Origin of the sequence: Pseudomonas sp. TAE6080 (assembly GCF_018732265.1) — a bacterium.
In the GTDB taxonomy this organism is placed as follows: domain Bacteria; phylum Pseudomonadota; class Gammaproteobacteria; order Pseudomonadales; family Pseudomonadaceae; genus Aquipseudomonas; species Aquipseudomonas brenneri.
Genome location: NZ_JAHIDY010000026.1, coordinates 1 through 16,044 on the forward strand (window position 1 = coordinate 1; position 16,044 = coordinate 16,044).

The window sequence follows — 16,044 nt, forward strand, 5'->3', positions numbered from 1 at the left end:
ACAGTCACGACCTCAAATCCGGTAACTGTCAGATGAAGTCTGAGTTTCTACAAATTAGTGGTCTCGACAATTCTCCAAAGCGCTGCTTAAGTTGCAGAGCTAACGCTGTTCTCACGCCCTCAATCCGTCCCAAGGTACTTGCCGCATCGAGACTCATCTGGCGCGATTCTTCCGTATCTCGCGAAGGAAATGAATGACGCAGGATATGCCCGAGACGCAGGCGGTCTGTCTGCCGCCGGTTGCCGCGGTTACCGATATTGGCAAAGTCGAACAGAAGATCACGGACCTCATGCTTTAAATCGTTGATATTAGTGATATCAAGCATTTCGAATTCGCGGTTGGCTTTGTAAATACGCGTGGCCATCTCATCGGCTACTTCGGTTTTATTACTATTCGCGAGATCAGGTTTGTTGTAGAGCATACCTTTGACCATGGTGCGAATAAGTTGGGAGGTCATCTTGCTGGAGGGTTGTTGGTTTTTAGCGTGGCCTCCCCGGGCCGCGCGTACCCCATAGTGTTTGCCCTCTAGGTTCTTCAGTGCTTCTAGCATCGCCAAGTGACGATTGGCGAGCATCAAGGCCGTGATCATTTCCTGCAAGTAATGCTCATAGGCGGCGGTTGGGCTCGACGTACTCTGTGGTGGCAGGTATTTGTCGTGGATAAACTGCACGTAGACTGCTTGACGAAGGGCAGTGTCGGCATGCTCGATCAACTGTTCTTCAATCGCGACCTGGCCCTGTCGGATAATCAGATCGACTTTTTTGTCCTGGTGAGGCTGGATCTCAAAACTGCCCATCCTTTCATACAGGGTCTGCAATTGTTGATTTTGTGCAGGTGGAGGGGTTCCTAGCTGATTGAACACGCTCTCTACGACATTTTTAGCTTGGGTGAGCAGCATCGTCAAGGTGCCTAAATTAGGCCTTTCTGGGCTTGTCTCGCTGTAATTCCGGAACGACACAATCACATTCCTATCCTGGAAATTGAAGCGACAGGGTAGCAGCGATGCTTAGATTGCGGTGAATCTCCGAGCTGGCGTGGGCATGTGATGCTCTCGTACAGGCGGGTATTTATTTTTATCATGGATCTTCCCAAAGTTGTGGTAGCTGCGTTGCCCGTAAACGCCATCCTTACACTTTGGCTACCTGCAGCTCATGAGTGAGTGCTTGCGGCGGCTCCTTAGAGGTCAAGTAATTAGCCCATCCGGTCATCAGGGCACGTCGCTTGTCGAGAAAGTCAGTGCGAGAGTAGGCTCCCTCGGTTTGGTCGCGCTCGTCGTGAGCGAGCGCCATCTCGCAGACTTCGCGAGGAAAATTTGTGCACTCACCTGACCAATCTCGAAATGAAGAACGAAAACCGTGCCGAGTGATGTGGTCATATTTCATGCCATGCAGAAGGGTGCGTATAGCATTCGCGTGCATCACTCCTGTCTTGCCTTGACCAGGGAAGAGGAAGGGGCTTTCAGGTGTTCTTGGAATGCTTTGAACCAGCACCATGACTTGATCGGCAAGTGGGATTACAAAGGCCACTCGCATCTTCATGCGCTCATCTGGCAGAGACCAAGTGCCAGCTTCCAGGTCAAACTCATCCCAACGTGCGAACCTCACCATATGGGCGCGTGCGCTGGTCATGATCAGCAGTTGGGCTGCCAAGGACGCTAGCGTTGTGTTTGTGCTGAGTTTGGCCATCAATGCTGGCACGTCCTGCCATCGCAAAGCATCAAAGTGCTCACGCTTTCGAGCCTTTTTCTTTTCAGCACGACTCAACAGATTGTCTAAGTGCCCACGCCAGCGAGCAGGGTTCTCACCCTCTCGCAGGTTGCGTGCCTTGGCAGCGTCCAGAACTTGTTCAATCTGCCCACGTACTTCGTCGGCGGTTCTTGTTTTGGTGGCCCAGATGGGTTGCAACACCTTGAGGACCTGGGGAGTACCGATCTCCTCGGCTGACAACTTGCCGATGTGGTCAAAAGCATACAGCTCCAGTTTCCGTAGCCAGCCTTTACGCCACTTTTCTGACCAGGTGCCCCCATGTGCTTCGCAGTACTCTTTCGCGAGCGCCTCGAACTTCAGCTGCTTCGCCTCGCTGGTTCGTTGTGCTTCGAGTTGGGCAGCGCGCTCAATGTCGCGAGCAGCTAGAGGATCTATACCGTCGCTCAATTGGCTGCGTTTAGCACTGGCTTCTTGCCTGGCTTTCTTGAGGCCTACTTCTGGGAATGAACCCAGGCCCATTTCTCTGCGACGGCCTGCCAGTTGGAAGCGAAGTAGCCAGGATTTACGTCCGGTAGATTTGACGACCAACCGTAATCCGTCACCATCCTCATAGGTGCCAGGTTCGGTCAGGTTTTCGACTTGTTTCGGATTCAGCTTACCCATTGGATTTCCCCTGTCGTCCTTTTTGTCCCCCCACTTGTCCCCCCACTTCATCGTCGGATGAGGTCAAATGGCGTTGAGCGCCATTGGACAAGGGGATGCCTAAAACTCCCGTAATAGCTAGGCTATCAGGTGGATTCTCGGATGGGATAGGTTTATTTCGGACAATTAAAAAGCCGGCTTGTGGCCGGCTTCTCGGGGACTGGTTAAGTCTATTTTTGGTAAACCTCACCAGCCTTCAATCGTTCACTCAAGCTCTCGCCCAAGTGATAAAGGGGGCATCAGCGGGAACTCCTCCGCATCGCCGGGCAGGGTGTGTCGGCGCTACGCCAACCCCTGCCAAATGTGCCGGGCATGATACTGGCACTCCTCTCAATTTTCCAGCGTCTGGTCTGATTTAGAGCTGTCGTGGCCGATCAGGTGCTCGTCCAGCGGGACGGGAGGGCGGCGGTTGTTGAGGGTGGACCACCAGAAGACCCAGCCCAGGATGTGTACGTTTTGCTCGAAGCGCTGGTCGTAAGTCAGGAGTTCGTCGGGATGTTCGTTGCTGTTGTGGCTGCGGATGCGCAGGCCGCCGCCGGGGCGGTTGTAGAGGTATTTGATGCGCAGCATGCCGTCGTGTTCGAGGGCGTAGATTTCGCCGTCGATGATTTGCGTGCGGCCACGGTCGATGGCCAGGATGGCGCGGTCCTGGATGATGTCGGTCATGCTGTTGCCGACCATGTAGGCCCCCAAGGCACGTTCGGCGGTGACGTTGAGTTGTTCCAGGGTGTGCAGGGAGAGGCGTAGGCTTTCTTCGGTGTTGAAGGAGGCGTGGAGGGGGATTTCCACGTCGATTTTTTCCGGGCCGCTGCTGGGGCCGCAGAGGTAGTGGCCGCAGTCTTCGCGTGCGGCAGCGTTGTTTGCAGTGTTGGGGCCTTCCAGTTGGTAGTTGGTCGGCGGGTGTTTGGGGCCTTCGCCGGTACGTAGCCAGCGGCTGGTGACACACAGCAGTTCTGCTATTTCGTCGAGCCGGGCCATGGGCACGCCACGCTTGAACCAGTTGTTTACGTGCTGGGGCGTGACGTCGCGATTCTTGGCGAAGTCGGATGCGGAAAGATGAACTTCCCGAAGTAACGTTCTTAAGCGATCACCTGATGTATTCATAAACGCAGAGTTTACTGGCCGGAAAAACAGATCAAATAAACCATGCGTTGAGTTGCTGTATGTAGGTGTTTCCTTATTGCAAGTAAAATCCGAGTGTTTTTGTATTTGGTTAAACACTAGTTGCTGTTTTGTTTACTTGATTGAACTTACTGTTTATTTTTTCCCACAAAAAAAGCCCCGAATGATCGGGGCTTTTTTGATTGCCATGGCAATGAGTAGCGGGGATCAGCCTTTGTAGGCGGCTACCGACTTCATGATCTCGGCACGGGCGGCGTCTGCGTTGCCCCAACCGTCGATCTTCACCCATTTGCCTTTTTCGAGGTCTTTGTAGTTCTCGAAGAAGTGCTTGATCTGCTCCAGCAACAGTGGCGGCAGGTCGGTGTATTCCTTCACGTCGACGTACAGCTGGGACAGCTTGTCGTGTGGTACTGCGATAACTTTGGCATCGCCGCCGCCGTCGTCGGTCATGTTCAGGATGCCAACCGGGCGGGCACGGATGACCGAACCTGGGGTGACCGGGTAAGGAGTCACGACCAGCACGTCGAGGGGGTCACCGTCGTCTGCCAGGGTGTTAGGGATGAAACCGTAGTTGGCCGGGTAGAACATCGGGGTGGCCATGAAACGGTCAACGAACAGGCAGTCGCTGTCTTTGTCGATTTCGTATTTGATCGGCGCATGGTTGGCCGGAATCTCGATGGCGACGTAGATGTCGTTCGGCAGGTCTTTGCCAGCCGGAATCTTGCTGTAGCTCATTGGGCGTTGCCCCCGTTATTGGCCAGGTAAACTGGCCGGATTGGCCTAAAAGTGGCGGCGATTATAGGCATATTCCTGCGCCGATGCCACGCGCCAGACGTCGTACGGTACTTAGCCTTCAGTCTGATAGCGCGGGTCGCTGGCCTGCAGATGTTTCAGGCGGGCCAGTGGATCCTGGCGGTAAAAGTGGCTCAGTTGCTCGTAGACCTGTGGATAACTTTCTGTGAGTAAATCCGGGGCGCTGAAAAAATACTCGCTGGTGACAGCAAAGAATTCCGCAGGGTTTTCCGCCGCGTAGGGGTCGATGGCGGTTTCGGCGTCGGGGTTGTGGTCGAGCTGGCGGTTGAGGTCGTCATAGGCGCCCTGCATCACGCTCGCCCACTCTTGCACGCGCATGTCGCCATGCAACGGCGGCAGGCCATTGGCATCGCCATTGAGCATGTCGAGCTTGTGCGCCAGTTCGTGGATCACCAGGTTGTAGCCTTCCCAATTGCCACTGGCCAGCACGCCCGGCCAGGCGAGGATCACCGGGCCTTGCTGCCAGGCTTCGCCACTGTGTTCGCCGTCCCATTCATGTTCCACGCCGCTGGCGTCGCGATGGCGCTGGGGGCTGCGAAAGTCATCGGGGTAGAGGATGATTTCGTGGAAACCCTGGTACCAGTCCAGGTCGCCTAGGTTCATCAGCGGCAGTTGCGCCTGGGCGGCGAGCAGCAGGCGTTGTTCCTGGTGCAGTTCGACGCCGGGCAGGGCCGTGAGGTGTTTTTCGGTGAGGAACAGGATGCTGGCTTCACGCAGCCATAGATCCTGTTCGGCGCTGATGCCGTCGAGGAAGGTCAGGTGATGGCGCACCCGCTGCCAGGTTTCATCGGCAACGGGATGCTTGGCCAGGATGCGCCGGCGACGCCAGGCGCTGAGGGACCACATGGCCGATCAGTGCGGCTTGGCTTCGGATGAGGTGCGGCCAAAGCGGCTGCGCGCCACGCCAATGATCATCGGCACCAGCGACAGCAAGATGATGAACACCACCAGCAGCGACAGGTTTTTCTTGATGAACGGCACGTTGCCGAAGAAGTAGCCGAGGGTGACCAGGCCACCGACCCAGAGGATGGTGCCCAGCACGCTGAAGCCGAAGAACCGTGGGTAAGGCATTCTGGCGACACCGGCGACGAACGGCGCGAAGGTACGCAGGATCGGCAGGAAGCGCGCCAGGGTCACGGTTTTACCGCCGTGCTTGTCGTAGAAGTCGTGGGTCTTTTGCAGGTAGTCGCGGCGGAAGATTTTCGAGTTGGGATTGCTGAACAAGCGTTCCCCGGCGGTTCGGCCGATCACGTAGTTGGTACTGTCACCCATGATCGCCGCCAGCATCAGCAGGCCGCCCAGCAGGACTGGGTCCATGCCGCCGCCAGCCGCTACGGCACCGGCAATGAACAGCAGCGAATCACCCGGCAGGAATGGCATCACCACCAGGCCGGTTTCGCAAAAAATCACCAGGAACAGGATGGCGTAGATCCACGGACCGTAATTGGTTACCAGCAGGTCGAGGTACACGTCGAGATGCAGGATAAGGTCGAGCGGGTTGAAATCCATGGATGGCACCTGTGTGGACGGCCTGGCTCAGCGGGCCTGTGCGGAAGCTTCGGGTAATAAGGCTACAGGCGTATGCCGATTTTCTTACAGCCCTAAAAGGTCGGCATTATACGGATTGAGTGGTGAAAAGCGTGTTGGTTTTGTAGCGGGGGATGTCGCAGCTATTCTGGCTAGTACTGATCCAAATGTGGGAGCGGGCTTGCTCGCGAATGCGGTGTATCAGTCAACCTATCGATCACTGACCCACCGCATTCGCGAGCAAGCCCGCTCCCACATTTTTGGGGTGTTTGGGCGAATGTGTTCACTCTTCGCTGATCGGTAAGGTGTAGTTCTTGAACTCGGTGTCTTCACGAAAGCCCATGGACTCATAGGTCTTCTGCGCCACGGCGTTATCGCTGCTGGTCGACACGCGCAAACGCACGGCATTGGTTTCCTTGGCCATTTTTTTCGCGGTGCGCATCAGGTTATCGGCCACCAGTTGGCGGCGGGCATCCTCGGCGACGTAGATATCATTGAGGATCCACACCCGCTTCAGTGACAGCGAAGAAAAGCTCGGATACAGCTGGCAAAAGCCAAGCAGCTTGCTGTCGTCGTCATCCGGCAGCGCCAGGTAGATCACCGATTCCTTGCGGCGCAGGCGCTTTTCCAGAAAGGCCCGGGACGAATCAGGAAAGGGCAGCGCGCCGTAGAACTCACGGTATTTGACGAATAATGGGGTTAACAGGTCCAGGTGTTCCAGAGTCGCTTGAGTAATCCGCATGCTAGGCCTCAACTTCTATAGGAATACGACGGCAAACGATCCATTACTCGGGCGCCCGCTGCTTGATGCTGCCTAAAGCGGCTAAAAATCGCAATCGTGTCGGCATCACTCCTTTGGCGGACTGAGCAGGAAGTTGCCTTTCATCAGGTCCGGATCATCCGTTTCAAGGGTCTGAACCTGTGCCTCGTCCTTGAGGTTGACCCCCGACAGTTGCCGCCGGCAGGCCTCGCGCATCAAGTACAGCAGGCGGTGCGCGGCCATGCCGTAGCTCAAGCCCTCCAGGCGCACGTTGGAAATGCAGTTGCGGTACGCATCGGTGAGGCCGACCTTGGGGTTGTAGGTGAAATACAGCCCCAGGCTGTCCGGCGAGCTGAGCCCCGGCCGTTCGCCAATCAGGATCACCACCATTTTTGCGCCGAGCAGTTGCCCGATTTCATCGGCGACCGCGACCCGGCCTTGTTCCACCAGAATCACCGGTGATAACGACCAGCCTTCAGCGTGGGTTTGTTCTTCCATGCGTGTCAGAAACGGCACGGTGTGTTTATGCACCGCCAGCGCCGATAAACCATCGGCCACCACCACTGCCAGGTCCACTCCGCCGGGGTTGGCCTGGGCGTAGTCGCGCAGGGTCTGTGCCGACTCATCGCTCAGGCGCCGCCCCAGGTCCGGGCGCTGCAGGTAGCTGTGGCGGTCGAGTGCGGCGCTGTGCAGCAACAGGCTGTCGCGGCCGCGCTCGGCCATCTGGCGGCTCAATCCGGCATGGTCAAACGGTAGGTGTACCGCATCGCGGGCCTGGGCGTGGGCGAACTGGAAGTCCAGTTGTGCGCCCGTGGGAATGCTGGTGCCGGTGCGGCCCAGGGCAATTCGCGCCGGGGTCAGGCGCCGCAGTTCCAGCCATGGGTTGTCGTTTTCTGGCGTATCAAGCTGCACTTCAGGCTCCTTCTTCATCCCAGTTGCGCCAGGGCATGGCGGAAGGCCGGTGGCAGGTTGTTGCCAAATCGCACCTTGCCATCGGCTTGCGTGAAGATGCCCATTTTCGCCAGCCACTGTTCAAACTCCGGCGCGGGCTTCAAGCCCAGGGTCTGGCGGGCGTAGAGCGCATCGTGAAAGGAGGTGGTCTGGTAGTTGAGCATGATGTCGTCGGAGCCCGGGATGCCCATGATGAAGTTGATCCCGGCCACGCCCAGCAGGGTCAGCAGGGTGTCCATATCATCCTGGTCGGCTTCGGCATGGTTGGTGTAGCAGATGTCGCAACCCATCGGCACGCCCAGCAGCTTGCCGCAGAAGTGGTCTTCGAGGCCGGCGCGGATGATCTGCTTGCCGTTGTACAGGTACTCGGGGCCGATGAAACCGACCACGGTGTTGACCAGAAATGGCTTGAAATGCCTGGCCACGGCATAGGCGCGGGTTTCGCAGGTTTGCTGGTCGATGCCAAAGTGTGCGTTGGCTGATAGGGCGCTGCCTTGCCCTGTCTCGAAATACATCAGGTTTTGCCCCAGGGTCCCGCGATTCAGGCTCAAGCCCGCATCGTAGCCTTCCTGCAACACATTCAGGTTGATCCCGAAGCTGGCGTTGGCTGCTTCGGTGCCGGCAATCGACTGGAACACCAGGTCCAGTGGCACGCCACGGTTGATCGCCTCGATGGAGGTGGTGACGTGGGTCAGCACGCAGGCCTGGGTCGGAATCTCGTAGCGCTGGATGATCGCGTCGAGCATCTCCAGCATGGCGCAGATCGAGGCGATGCTATCGGTGGCCGGGTTGATGCCGATCATGGCGTCGCCGTTGCCATACAAAAGACCGTCGAGAATGCTCGCGGCGATCCCCGCCGGCTCATCCGTGGGGTGGTTGGGTTGCAGGCGTGTGGACAGGCGCCCGCGCAAGCCCAGGGTGCCGCGAAACTGGGTAACGACGCGGATTTTCTGCGCCACCAGCACCAGGTCCTGCACGCGCATGATCTTCGACACGGCGGCGGCCATTTCCGGCGTCAGGCCGGGCGCCAATGCCCGTAGGCTGTGTTCGTCGGCCGCATCGCTGAGCAGCCAGTCGCGCAGGCCGCCAACGGTCAGGTGGCTGACCACGGCAAAAGCCTGCTGGTCGTGGGTGTCGATGATCAGTCGGGTGACTTCATCGCTTTCATAGGGGATCAGCGCTTCTTCAAGGAAGTGCTTCAAGGGAATATTGGCCAGGGCCATTTGTGCTGCCACACGTTCGCCATCGTTCTGCGCGGCAACGCCTGCGAGAAAGTCCCCGGAGCGGGCGGGACTGGCCTTGGCCATCACGTCCTTGAGGCTGTCGAAACGGTAGGTCAAGGCGCCGACCGAATGAGAAAAACTTGCCATACAGACTCTCCATGACGACGCGAGCGGTGGCCCGCGCCGTGGTTTACGGCGTTTAGTGCAAGGCGGCCTCTGCGGCCTGGATCGCCGCGAACTCTTCTTCCGGCGTGCCTGCTACCAAGTGATGCCGACTGTAGAAAGCAAAGTAAGCAATTAATACTCCATAGATGATCGCCGCGCCAATCACCACGCGTGGATCCACCAGGAAGCCCGCGACTACTGCGATACACGCCAGCACCAGAGCCAGGCCCGAGGTGAAGATGCCCCCCGGTGTGCGGTACGGGCGCTCCATTTTGGGGCGACGGATGCGCAGGGTGATATGCGCAGCCATCATCAACACGTAGGAAATGGTCGCGCCAAACACCGCCACCAAAATCAGCAGGTCGCCCTGGCCGGTCAGTGACAGGCCAAAACCGATGATCCCCGGGATCACCAGTGCCAGCACCGGCGCCTTGCTTTTATTGGTCTGCGACAGTTTGCGCGGCAGGTAACCGGCGCGGGACAGGGCGAAGATCTGCCGGGAATAGGCGTAGATGATCGAGAAGAAACTCGCGATCAGTCCGGCCAGGCCCACCAGGTTGACGAAGCTGCCCATCCAGGTCGAGCCGCCGTAGGCCAGGGCCAGGGATTCGACCAGCGGGTTGCCCGATTTGACCAGCGCCAGGGTGCCCGCGCCACCGGGGGCGATCACCAGGATCAGCAGGGCAAAACTGGTCAGCACCACAATCGCGCCGATCAGGCCGCGCGGCAGGTCGCGTTTCGGGTTCTTGGTTTCTTCGGCGGCCAGGGGCACGCCTTCGACGGCGAGGAAGAACCAGATCGCATAGGGGATCGCGGCCCACACGCCAACATAACCAAATGGCAGGAAACTGCTGGCGCCCTTGGCCTCGGTCACCGGGATATCCAGCAGGTTGGCGACGTTGAAGTGCGGCACCATTGCCACCAGGAAGACCCCCAGGGCAATCGCGGCGACGGCGGTGATTACAAACATCAACTTCAATGCTTCACCCACGCCGAAGATGTGGATACCGATAAAGATGATGTAGAACGCCAGGTAGATCATCCAGCCGCCAATGCCAAACAGCGACTCGCAATAGGCACCGATAAACACCGCGATGGCGGCGGGGGCGATGGCGTATTCGATCAAGATCGCAGTGCCGGTGAGGAATCCGCCCCAAGGCCCGAATGCACTGCGGGCAAAACCATAGCCGCCGCCTGCGGTGGGGATCATGGAAGACAGTTCGGCCAGGGAGAAACACATGCACAAGTACATGGTGGCCATCAGCAGCGTGGCGAGGAACATCCCGCCCCAACCACCTTGGGCCAGGCCAAAGTTCCAGCCGGCGTAGTCGCCGGAAATCACATAAGCAACACCGAGGCCGACCAGGAGCACCCAGCCGGCGGCGCCTTTTTTCAGTTCGCGTTGTTGGAAATATTCGGAGCCGACTTTTTCGAAGTCGACGGAGGATCCTGTCGGTTCGCTAGGCATGGGAAAGTACCTTTTTTTATTGTTTTAACATCGGCGGATGTCTGCCGAATGCACGTCGCAACTACTGATGAAGACCCAAATGTGGGAGCGGACTTGCTCGCGAATGCGGTGTATCAGTCAACCTATCCATCACTGACCCACCGCATTCGCGAGCAAGCCCGCTCCCACATTAATTGCATTTCAAGTGTGAGAGCGGGGGAGGGTTAGAAGAACCCCAGCGGGTTGATGTCGTAGCTCACCAGCAGGTTCTTGGTCTGCTGATAGTGATCCAACATCATCTTGTGCGTTTCACGACCCACGCCGGACTTCTTGTAACCACCAAACGCCGCATGCGCGGGGTACAGGTGATAGCAGTTGGTCCACACGCGCCCGGCCTTGATCGCCCGGCCCATGCGGTACGCACGGTTGATATCGCGGGTCCACAAGCCGGCGCCCAGGCCAAACTCGGTGTCGTTGGCGATCGCCAGGGCTTCGGCTTCATCCTTGAAGGTGGTGATGCTGACCACCGGGCCAAAGATTTCTTCCTGGAACACGCGCATCTTGTTGGTGCCCTTGAGCAGGGTCGGCTGGATGTAATAGCCGCTGGCCAGGTCGCCGGTCAGTTTCTCCACCTTGCCGCCGGTCAGCAGCTCTGCACCTTCGCCCTTGGCGATTTCCAGGTATGACAGGATCTTGTCGAATTGCTGCTCGGACGCCTGGGCGCCGACCATGGTGTCGGTGTCCAGCGGGTCGCCACGTTTGATCGACTCGACCTTCTTCATCACCACTTTCATGAAGTCGTCGTAGATCGACTCTTCCACCAGTGCGCGGGATGGGCAGGTGCACACTTCGCCCTGGTTGAAGAACGCCAGCACCAGGCCTTCGGCGGCTTTCTCGATGAACTGCGGCTCGGCTTTCATGATGTCGGCGAAGAAGATGTTCGGCGACTTGCCGCCCAGCTCAACGGTGGACGGAATAATGTTCTCGGCCGCGCAATGCATGATGTGCGAGCCCACTGGCGTGGAGCCGGTAAAGGCGATCTTGGCGATGCGCTTGCTGGTGGCCAGGGCTTCGCCTGCTTCCTTGCCAAAACCGTGTACCACGTTCAGTACGCCCGGTGGCAGCAGGTCGCCGATCACTTCCATCAGCACGTTGATGCCCAGCGGGGTCTGCTCGGCCGGCTTGAGTACCACGCAGTTGCCGGCGGCCAGGGCTGGCGCGAGTTTCCAGGCGGCCATCAGCAGGGGGAAGTTCCACGGGATGATCTGGCCGACCACGCCCAGGGGCTCGTGGAAGTGATAGGCGGCGGTGTGTTCGTTGATCTCGGCGCTGCTGCCTTCCTGGGCGCGGATGCAGCCGGCGAAGTAGCGGAAGTGGTCAGCCGCCAGGGGGATATCGGCGTTGAGGGTTTCGCGCACGGCCTTGCCGTTGTCCCAGGTTTCGGTGACGGCCAGCAGTTCGAGGTTCTGTTCGATGCGGTCGGCGATTTTCAGCAGCACCAGCGAGCGGTCCTGGGCCGAGGTCTTGCCCCAGGCGTCAGCGGCGGCATGGGCGGCGTCCAGCGCCTTGTCGATATCCTTGGCAGTGGAGCGTGGGAAGTCGGCGATGGGCTTGCCGTTCACCGGCGAAGTATTGGTGAAGTAGTTGCCATCGACCGGTGCAACAAATTCGCCACCGATGTAGTTGCCGTACTTGGCCTTGAACGAAACGATAGCGCCTTCAGTACCGGGGTGTGCATAACGCATGGTGGGTATCTCCTGACTTCTTATGTTTATTGGAGTGCAGCGTGGCTGCGCTTGATAAAGCGTAGAGCAAAGGTCGGGCCAGTGCCCTGTGGGCCAGGTAAATCAAGGGCTTGGGGTTTGTTGCAAGGCTTTGCTGTGACAGCTCTGGTACAGCCTATGTGACACTTTGTGCCATAAGCGATACAGCCTGTGACCCATGGGTCGCCCTGGGATTGCAATGCGCCAAGGCCTGGAGGATGCTGGGCGTCCCGGTCCGCGGTGTGTCCCACGCAGCAGGAGAACAATAAGAACATGCACAACGATCATTTCAGCCGCCATGCTCGGCAAGTCCTGACCGTCACCCGTGGGCAAGACCCACAGCACGGCCCCGGCAGCGATCCGTCGATTGCCCGCTCCTGGCTGCGTTGCCTGGAGGATTACCACCTCGACCCGGCGCTGACCATCGCCCCCACCGTGCTGGAGCATGATCGCCTGCTCGAAAGCCGCGAGCGCCTGCAACAAGTGCTGCACATCGCCGGCAATGAAATGAACAATTTGCATCAACAACTTTCCGGCGCCGGTCACGCGGTGCTACTGACCGATGCGCGCGGGGTGATCCTCAATTGCGTCACCGCGTCCAGTGAACGCAAGGTGTTCGAGCGTGCCGGCCTGTGGCTTGGTGCCGATTGGAGCGAGGCCTGCGAAGGCACTAATGGCATTGGCACATGCCTGGTGGAGCGCCAGGCGCTGACCATTCATCGCGACGAACACTTTCGCGGGCGCCACACCGGGCTGACCTGTTCCGCGAGCCCGGTGTTCGACCCTCATGGCGATTTACTGGCTGTACTCGACGTATCGTCGGCCCGCGAAGCGGTTTCGCGCCAGAGCCAGTTCCACACGATGGCGCTGGTCAATCTCTCGGCGAAGATGATCGAGAGCTGCTATTTCCTGCGGCACTTCGAAAACCACTGGTTGCTGCGTTTCCATCTGCAGGCCGAGTCCGTGGGGCTCTTCAGCGAAGGGCTGCTGGCATTCGACGGCGAAGGGCGCATCTGTGCGCTCAACCAAAGCGCGCAGAACTTGCTGGGCCAGCCACGCGGGCGCTTGCTGGGCCTGCCGGTGGAGATGTTTTTCGATTGCACCCTGGATCAATTGCTCGGCCGCGCCAGTGCCAATGCCAGCGCCAGTTGGCCCCTGCGCACTCGTGATGGGCGTAGCCTGTTTGCCGTACTGCGCGGTGAATCCCGCCGCGCACCCAGCCCGGTGGTGCAAGCGCCGCCCAAGGTTGAGCGACCACGCTTGCCAGGGATCTGCCTGGGTGACGAGGCGCTGCAGAATGATTTTCGCAAGGCCCTGCGGGTCTTCGAACGTGACGTGCCGCTGCTGATCAATGGCGAAACCGGCTCCGGCAAGGAGGCCTTTGCCAAAGCCGTGCACCTCGCCAGCCAGCGCGCCGACAAAGCTTTTGTGGCCCTGAACTGCGCGGCCATCCCTGAAAGCCTGATCGAGAGCGAGTTGTTCGGTTATCGCGGCGGCAGCTTCACCGGCGCCCGCAAGGAAGGCATGCGCGGCAAGCTGCAACAGGCCGATGGTGGCACCTTGTTCCTCGATGAAATCGGCGACATGCCCCTGGCATTGCAAACCCGGTTATTAAGGGTGTTGGAAGATCGGCTGGTGGTGCCCATCGGTGGCGAGCCACAAGCGGTGGATGTGCGGATCATCAGTGCAACCCACCGTGATTTGCTGGCGCGGGTGACCAGCGGCACCTTCCGTGAGGACCTGTACTATCGCCTCAATGGGCTGGAAGTTGCGTTGCCTGCGTTGCGAGAGCGCAGTGACAAGTCGCAGCTACTGGACTTTCTGCTGGCACAAGAAGCAGAGGGCCAGGTATTAAAATTGGATGGCGATGCCCGTCAGGCGCTGCTGGACTTTTCCTGGCCGGGTAACGTCCGACAACTGCGTACGGTGCTGCGTACTTTGGCTGCACTGTGTGACGGCGGACGGGTAGGGGGAGACGATTTGCCGGCAATGATTCGCCAGGCACCCTCCCAGGTGAAAAGTACCGAACAGTGGGGCAAGCAGCCGCTGGAGGATGCCGAACGCTTGGCATTGCTGACCACGCTCGAACAGCAGCGCTGGCATATGACCCTGGCCGCAGAGCAGTTGGGCGTCAGTCGCAATACGCTGTACCGCAAGTTACGCAAACATGGCATCGCTTTGCGCTCCGCAGCTGACTGATGTCAAGGGCGGCTCCTGCCCTTTTACGCCTTTTTCGAGCAACTCGCTCACGAGCTCCCTTTTTGAAGGGGGTGGGTGAGCGAGTCGGCGATGTATTGATCAAGTGTGGTAGTTAATAAATATAATTAATGTGATGGCTGTGTGGGTTTTTGGTTGCAGATGAATTGCTGGAAATAGTGTGGTGGGGTAACTATTTAATGGTTTGCTCTTTTGTTGTTTGTGTTGGGGGTTTCTAATTTTAAATATGTATTTTATGGAACTGGAGTTTGTGTTTTTTGTACTTAGGGGGAAGGGATGGTTCATCGCATTATAATTGTAGGGTCTAGGGATGGGTGGTTTTAATAATTATGCATTTTTACAAAGTGGGTGAAGATATGAATATTACAAATATCCCTGTATCAATTCCGCTGCAAGTGAAAGATCCAGTGTCAGGGGCGCCTAGCCAGCAGGCAGCTGCCGGTACGAAAAGTGCCTCAGATTGGAGTACGCCCGTGGATAAGCAGGAGACGCAAGCCTCCAGCGAAGTGAATACAGTTGGTGAAAGTCCGGGTGAAAGCCGTGTGCGTGTCAAGAGGGGGTTTAAGGGGTTTGGCTTCGGAAAATATTCCTTTACAAAGCCACAGCCCCCCAAACCTAAAATCATAGCAAATGGTTATAAACCGAACTCCAGTTTCGGCCCCTCCCGGCCAGTAGGTCCCCCAAACAGTCAGGGGGTGACTAAGTTCAGGGATCTGGTGTTCAAAACGCAGCACCCAGGTTCATCAGTCACTGGCCCGGCCACGCCTGCTGTTGCCAAACCGAAGACATTTGGCGATGTGGCGGCCAATCTGGTTGCTGCTGATCGCCTAGTCAAGGCCGGGGTGTTTAAAACGGACACAAGTTTGAAAACCGTCACACGTGATGCTTTTGTGAATGCCTCTGTAAACGGACTTGTCAGCACACCGTTGAGTATTGGTTCCTACGCGGGGTCTGTCTGGTCTGGCGAAACGATCAAAGGTAATTTTACGGCCAATACCCCGTTACTTCCACCGGCCCATCAGCCGGCCCCAAGTCAGGCCGCTAATGATGCGGCGGCGGTAAACAGTGCAGCAGGACAAGATGCTGCAATGGTTAAGTTGCGTACAGAAAATGCTGAATTAAAAATGCTGTATGCCGTCAATACAATTCAGACCATGATTGAGGGGGGAGATGCTGAGGCCCTTGAAAAAAGTTCGACATGGCCAACTGGCATAAATGAACGCCTTGATCTGATGGAGAAACTCTACGATGCTGCTGAGAAAAACATGGTGGAAGTTTCGGCGGAAAATGATTTTATTTACAGGCCTTATAAGAATGATTCAGTAGCGGTGTCGAAAGATGCTACTGCCAGATTGAATGCGCTGGATAAAAGGTATGAGCATCTCAATAGTGCAGGCATAGGCAGACTGATTGCGGTGCGGGAGGTGGAGGAGGCGAAAAAAACCCAGACGGCATGAGACAAGTTTCATCGTTTCTGATTGGGTAGCTGGAGTGCGTTTTTTTGTTTAGCCAAGGGTGTGCAATCAAGCTTGGTGCTGTGCAGGAATGCCCAAGTAGCGGGCTTGATTGCAACTCTTCGGGACGCAGTAAAAGAGTGCGATTTTTCCCACCCTGCGCTAACCTGCCTCGATGTTTTACGAGGTTGACT

The 16,044-nt window shown here is 57.7% G+C and carries 13 protein-coding genes; 2 read left to right on the forward strand and 11 right to left on the reverse strand.

Annotated elements, in window-relative coordinates; all coding sequences use genetic code 11:
• Window positions 1-28: 28 nt before the first annotated feature.
• From KL786_RS18920 to exaC, 11 genes are all read right to left on the reverse strand, one after another.
• The gene (locus tag KL786_RS18920) at window positions 29-964 is read right to left on the reverse strand and encodes a hypothetical protein (protein ID WP_215518597.1); all 936 of its coding nucleotides are present in this window, start codon (window positions 962-964) and stop codon (window positions 29-31) included.
• Between the two features lie 163 nt (window positions 965-1,127).
• On the reverse strand, window positions 1,128-2,369 hold the full coding sequence (locus KL786_RS18925; RefSeq protein WP_033898381.1) for a tyrosine-type recombinase/integrase: 1,242 nt from the start codon (window positions 2,367-2,369) through the stop codon (window positions 1,128-1,130).
• Between the two features lie 369 nt (window positions 2,370-2,738).
• A complete protein-coding gene (locus KL786_RS18930; protein ID WP_215518598.1) occupies window positions 2,739-3,512 on the reverse strand; it encodes a LexA family transcriptional regulator in 774 nt (257 codons plus the stop codon).
• A 225-nt stretch (window positions 3,513-3,737) separates the two neighbouring features.
• On the reverse strand, window positions 3,738-4,265 hold the full coding sequence (gene ppa, locus KL786_RS18935) for an inorganic diphosphatase (RefSeq protein ID WP_003176323.1): 528 nt from the start codon (window positions 4,263-4,265) through the stop codon (window positions 3,738-3,740).
• A 111-nt stretch (window positions 4,266-4,376) separates the two neighbouring features.
• The gene (locus tag KL786_RS18940) at window positions 4,377-5,189 is read right to left on the reverse strand and encodes a M90 family metallopeptidase (RefSeq protein ID WP_215518599.1); all 813 of its coding nucleotides are present in this window, start codon (window positions 5,187-5,189) and stop codon (window positions 4,377-4,379) included.
• A gap of 6 nt (window positions 5,190-5,195) precedes the next feature.
• Complete coding sequence (locus tag KL786_RS18945) at window positions 5,196-5,852, reverse strand: DedA family protein (protein ID WP_029292285.1); 657 nt, start codon at window positions 5,850-5,852, stop codon at window positions 5,196-5,198.
• Between the two features lie 301 nt (window positions 5,853-6,153).
• Complete coding sequence (locus tag KL786_RS18950; protein ID WP_154842404.1) at window positions 6,154-6,612, reverse strand: GNAT family N-acetyltransferase; 459 nt, start codon at window positions 6,610-6,612, stop codon at window positions 6,154-6,156.
• A 105-nt stretch (window positions 6,613-6,717) separates the two neighbouring features.
• On the reverse strand, window positions 6,718-7,560 hold the full coding sequence (gene eutC / locus KL786_RS18955; RefSeq protein WP_215518600.1) for an ethanolamine ammonia-lyase subunit EutC: 843 nt from the start codon (window positions 7,558-7,560) through the stop codon (window positions 6,718-6,720).
• Window positions 7,557-8,951, reverse strand: coding sequence for an ethanolamine ammonia-lyase subunit EutB (locus KL786_RS18960; protein ID WP_032861663.1), 1,395 nt, complete (start codon window positions 8,949-8,951; stop codon window positions 7,557-7,559). Before KL786_RS18960 ends, eutC begins: the two co-directional genes overlap by 4 nt.
• Before the next feature lie 52 nt (window positions 8,952-9,003).
• A complete protein-coding gene (gene eat, locus KL786_RS18965; protein WP_032861664.1) occupies window positions 9,004-10,437 on the reverse strand; it encodes an ethanolamine permease in 1,434 nt (477 codons plus the stop codon).
• Between the two features lie 203 nt (window positions 10,438-10,640).
• A complete protein-coding gene (gene exaC, locus KL786_RS18970; protein ID WP_032861665.1) occupies window positions 10,641-12,161 on the reverse strand; it encodes an acetaldehyde dehydrogenase ExaC in 1,521 nt (506 codons plus the stop codon).
• A gap of 291 nt (window positions 12,162-12,452) precedes the next feature.
• Here exaC and KL786_RS18975 point away from each other — a divergent pair, with 291 nt between their 5' ends.
• Together KL786_RS18975 and KL786_RS29625 are read left to right on the forward strand one after the other, a co-directional pair.
• Window positions 12,453-14,378, forward strand: a complete 1,926-nt coding sequence (locus tag KL786_RS18975) for a sigma-54-dependent Fis family transcriptional regulator (RefSeq protein ID WP_215518601.1) — start codon at window positions 12,453-12,455, stop codon at window positions 14,376-14,378.
• A 374-nt stretch (window positions 14,379-14,752) separates the two neighbouring features.
• Entirely contained in the window at window positions 14,753-15,853 is a 1,101-nt protein-coding gene (locus KL786_RS29625; protein WP_252193777.1) for a hypothetical protein, read from the forward strand.
• Window positions 15,854-16,044: the final 191 nt, after the last annotated feature.

Coding starts and splice junctions, on each gene's coding strand:
- KL786_RS18925 (WP_033898381.1), bottom strand. CDS start 2,369: ATGGGTAAGCTGAATCCGAAACAAGTCGAAAACCTGACCGAACCTGGC.
- KL786_RS18930 (WP_215518598.1), bottom strand. CDS start 3,512: ATGAATACATCAGGTGATCGCTTAAGAACGTTACTTCGGGAAGTTCAT.
- ppa (WP_003176323.1), bottom strand. CDS start 4,265: ATGAGCTACAGCAAGATTCCGGCTGGCAAAGACCTGCCGAACGACATC.
- KL786_RS18940 (WP_215518599.1), bottom strand. CDS start 5,189: ATGTGGTCCCTCAGCGCCTGGCGTCGCCGGCGCATCCTGGCCAAGCAT.
- KL786_RS18945 (WP_029292285.1), bottom strand. CDS start 5,852: ATGGATTTCAACCCGCTCGACCTTATCCTGCATCTCGACGTGTACCTC.
- KL786_RS18950 (WP_154842404.1), bottom strand. CDS start 6,612: ATGCGGATTACTCAAGCGACTCTGGAACACCTGGACCTGTTAACCCCA.
- eutC (WP_215518600.1), bottom strand. CDS start 7,560: ATGAAGAAGGAGCCTGAAGTGCAGCTTGATACGCCAGAAAACGACAAC.
- KL786_RS18960 (WP_032861663.1), bottom strand. CDS start 8,951: ATGGCAAGTTTTTCTCATTCGGTCGGCGCCTTGACCTACCGTTTCGAC.
- eat (WP_032861664.1), bottom strand. CDS start 10,437: ATGCCTAGCGAACCGACAGGATCCTCCGTCGACTTCGAAAAAGTCGGC.
- exaC (WP_032861665.1), bottom strand. CDS start 12,161: ATGCGTTATGCACACCCCGGTACTGAAGGCGCTATCGTTTCGTTCAAG.
- KL786_RS18975 (WP_215518601.1), top strand. CDS start 12,453: ATGCACAACGATCATTTCAGCCGCCATGCTCGGCAAGTCCTGACCGTC.
- KL786_RS29625 (WP_252193777.1), top strand. CDS start 14,753: ATGAATATTACAAATATCCCTGTATCAATTCCGCTGCAAGTGAAAGAT.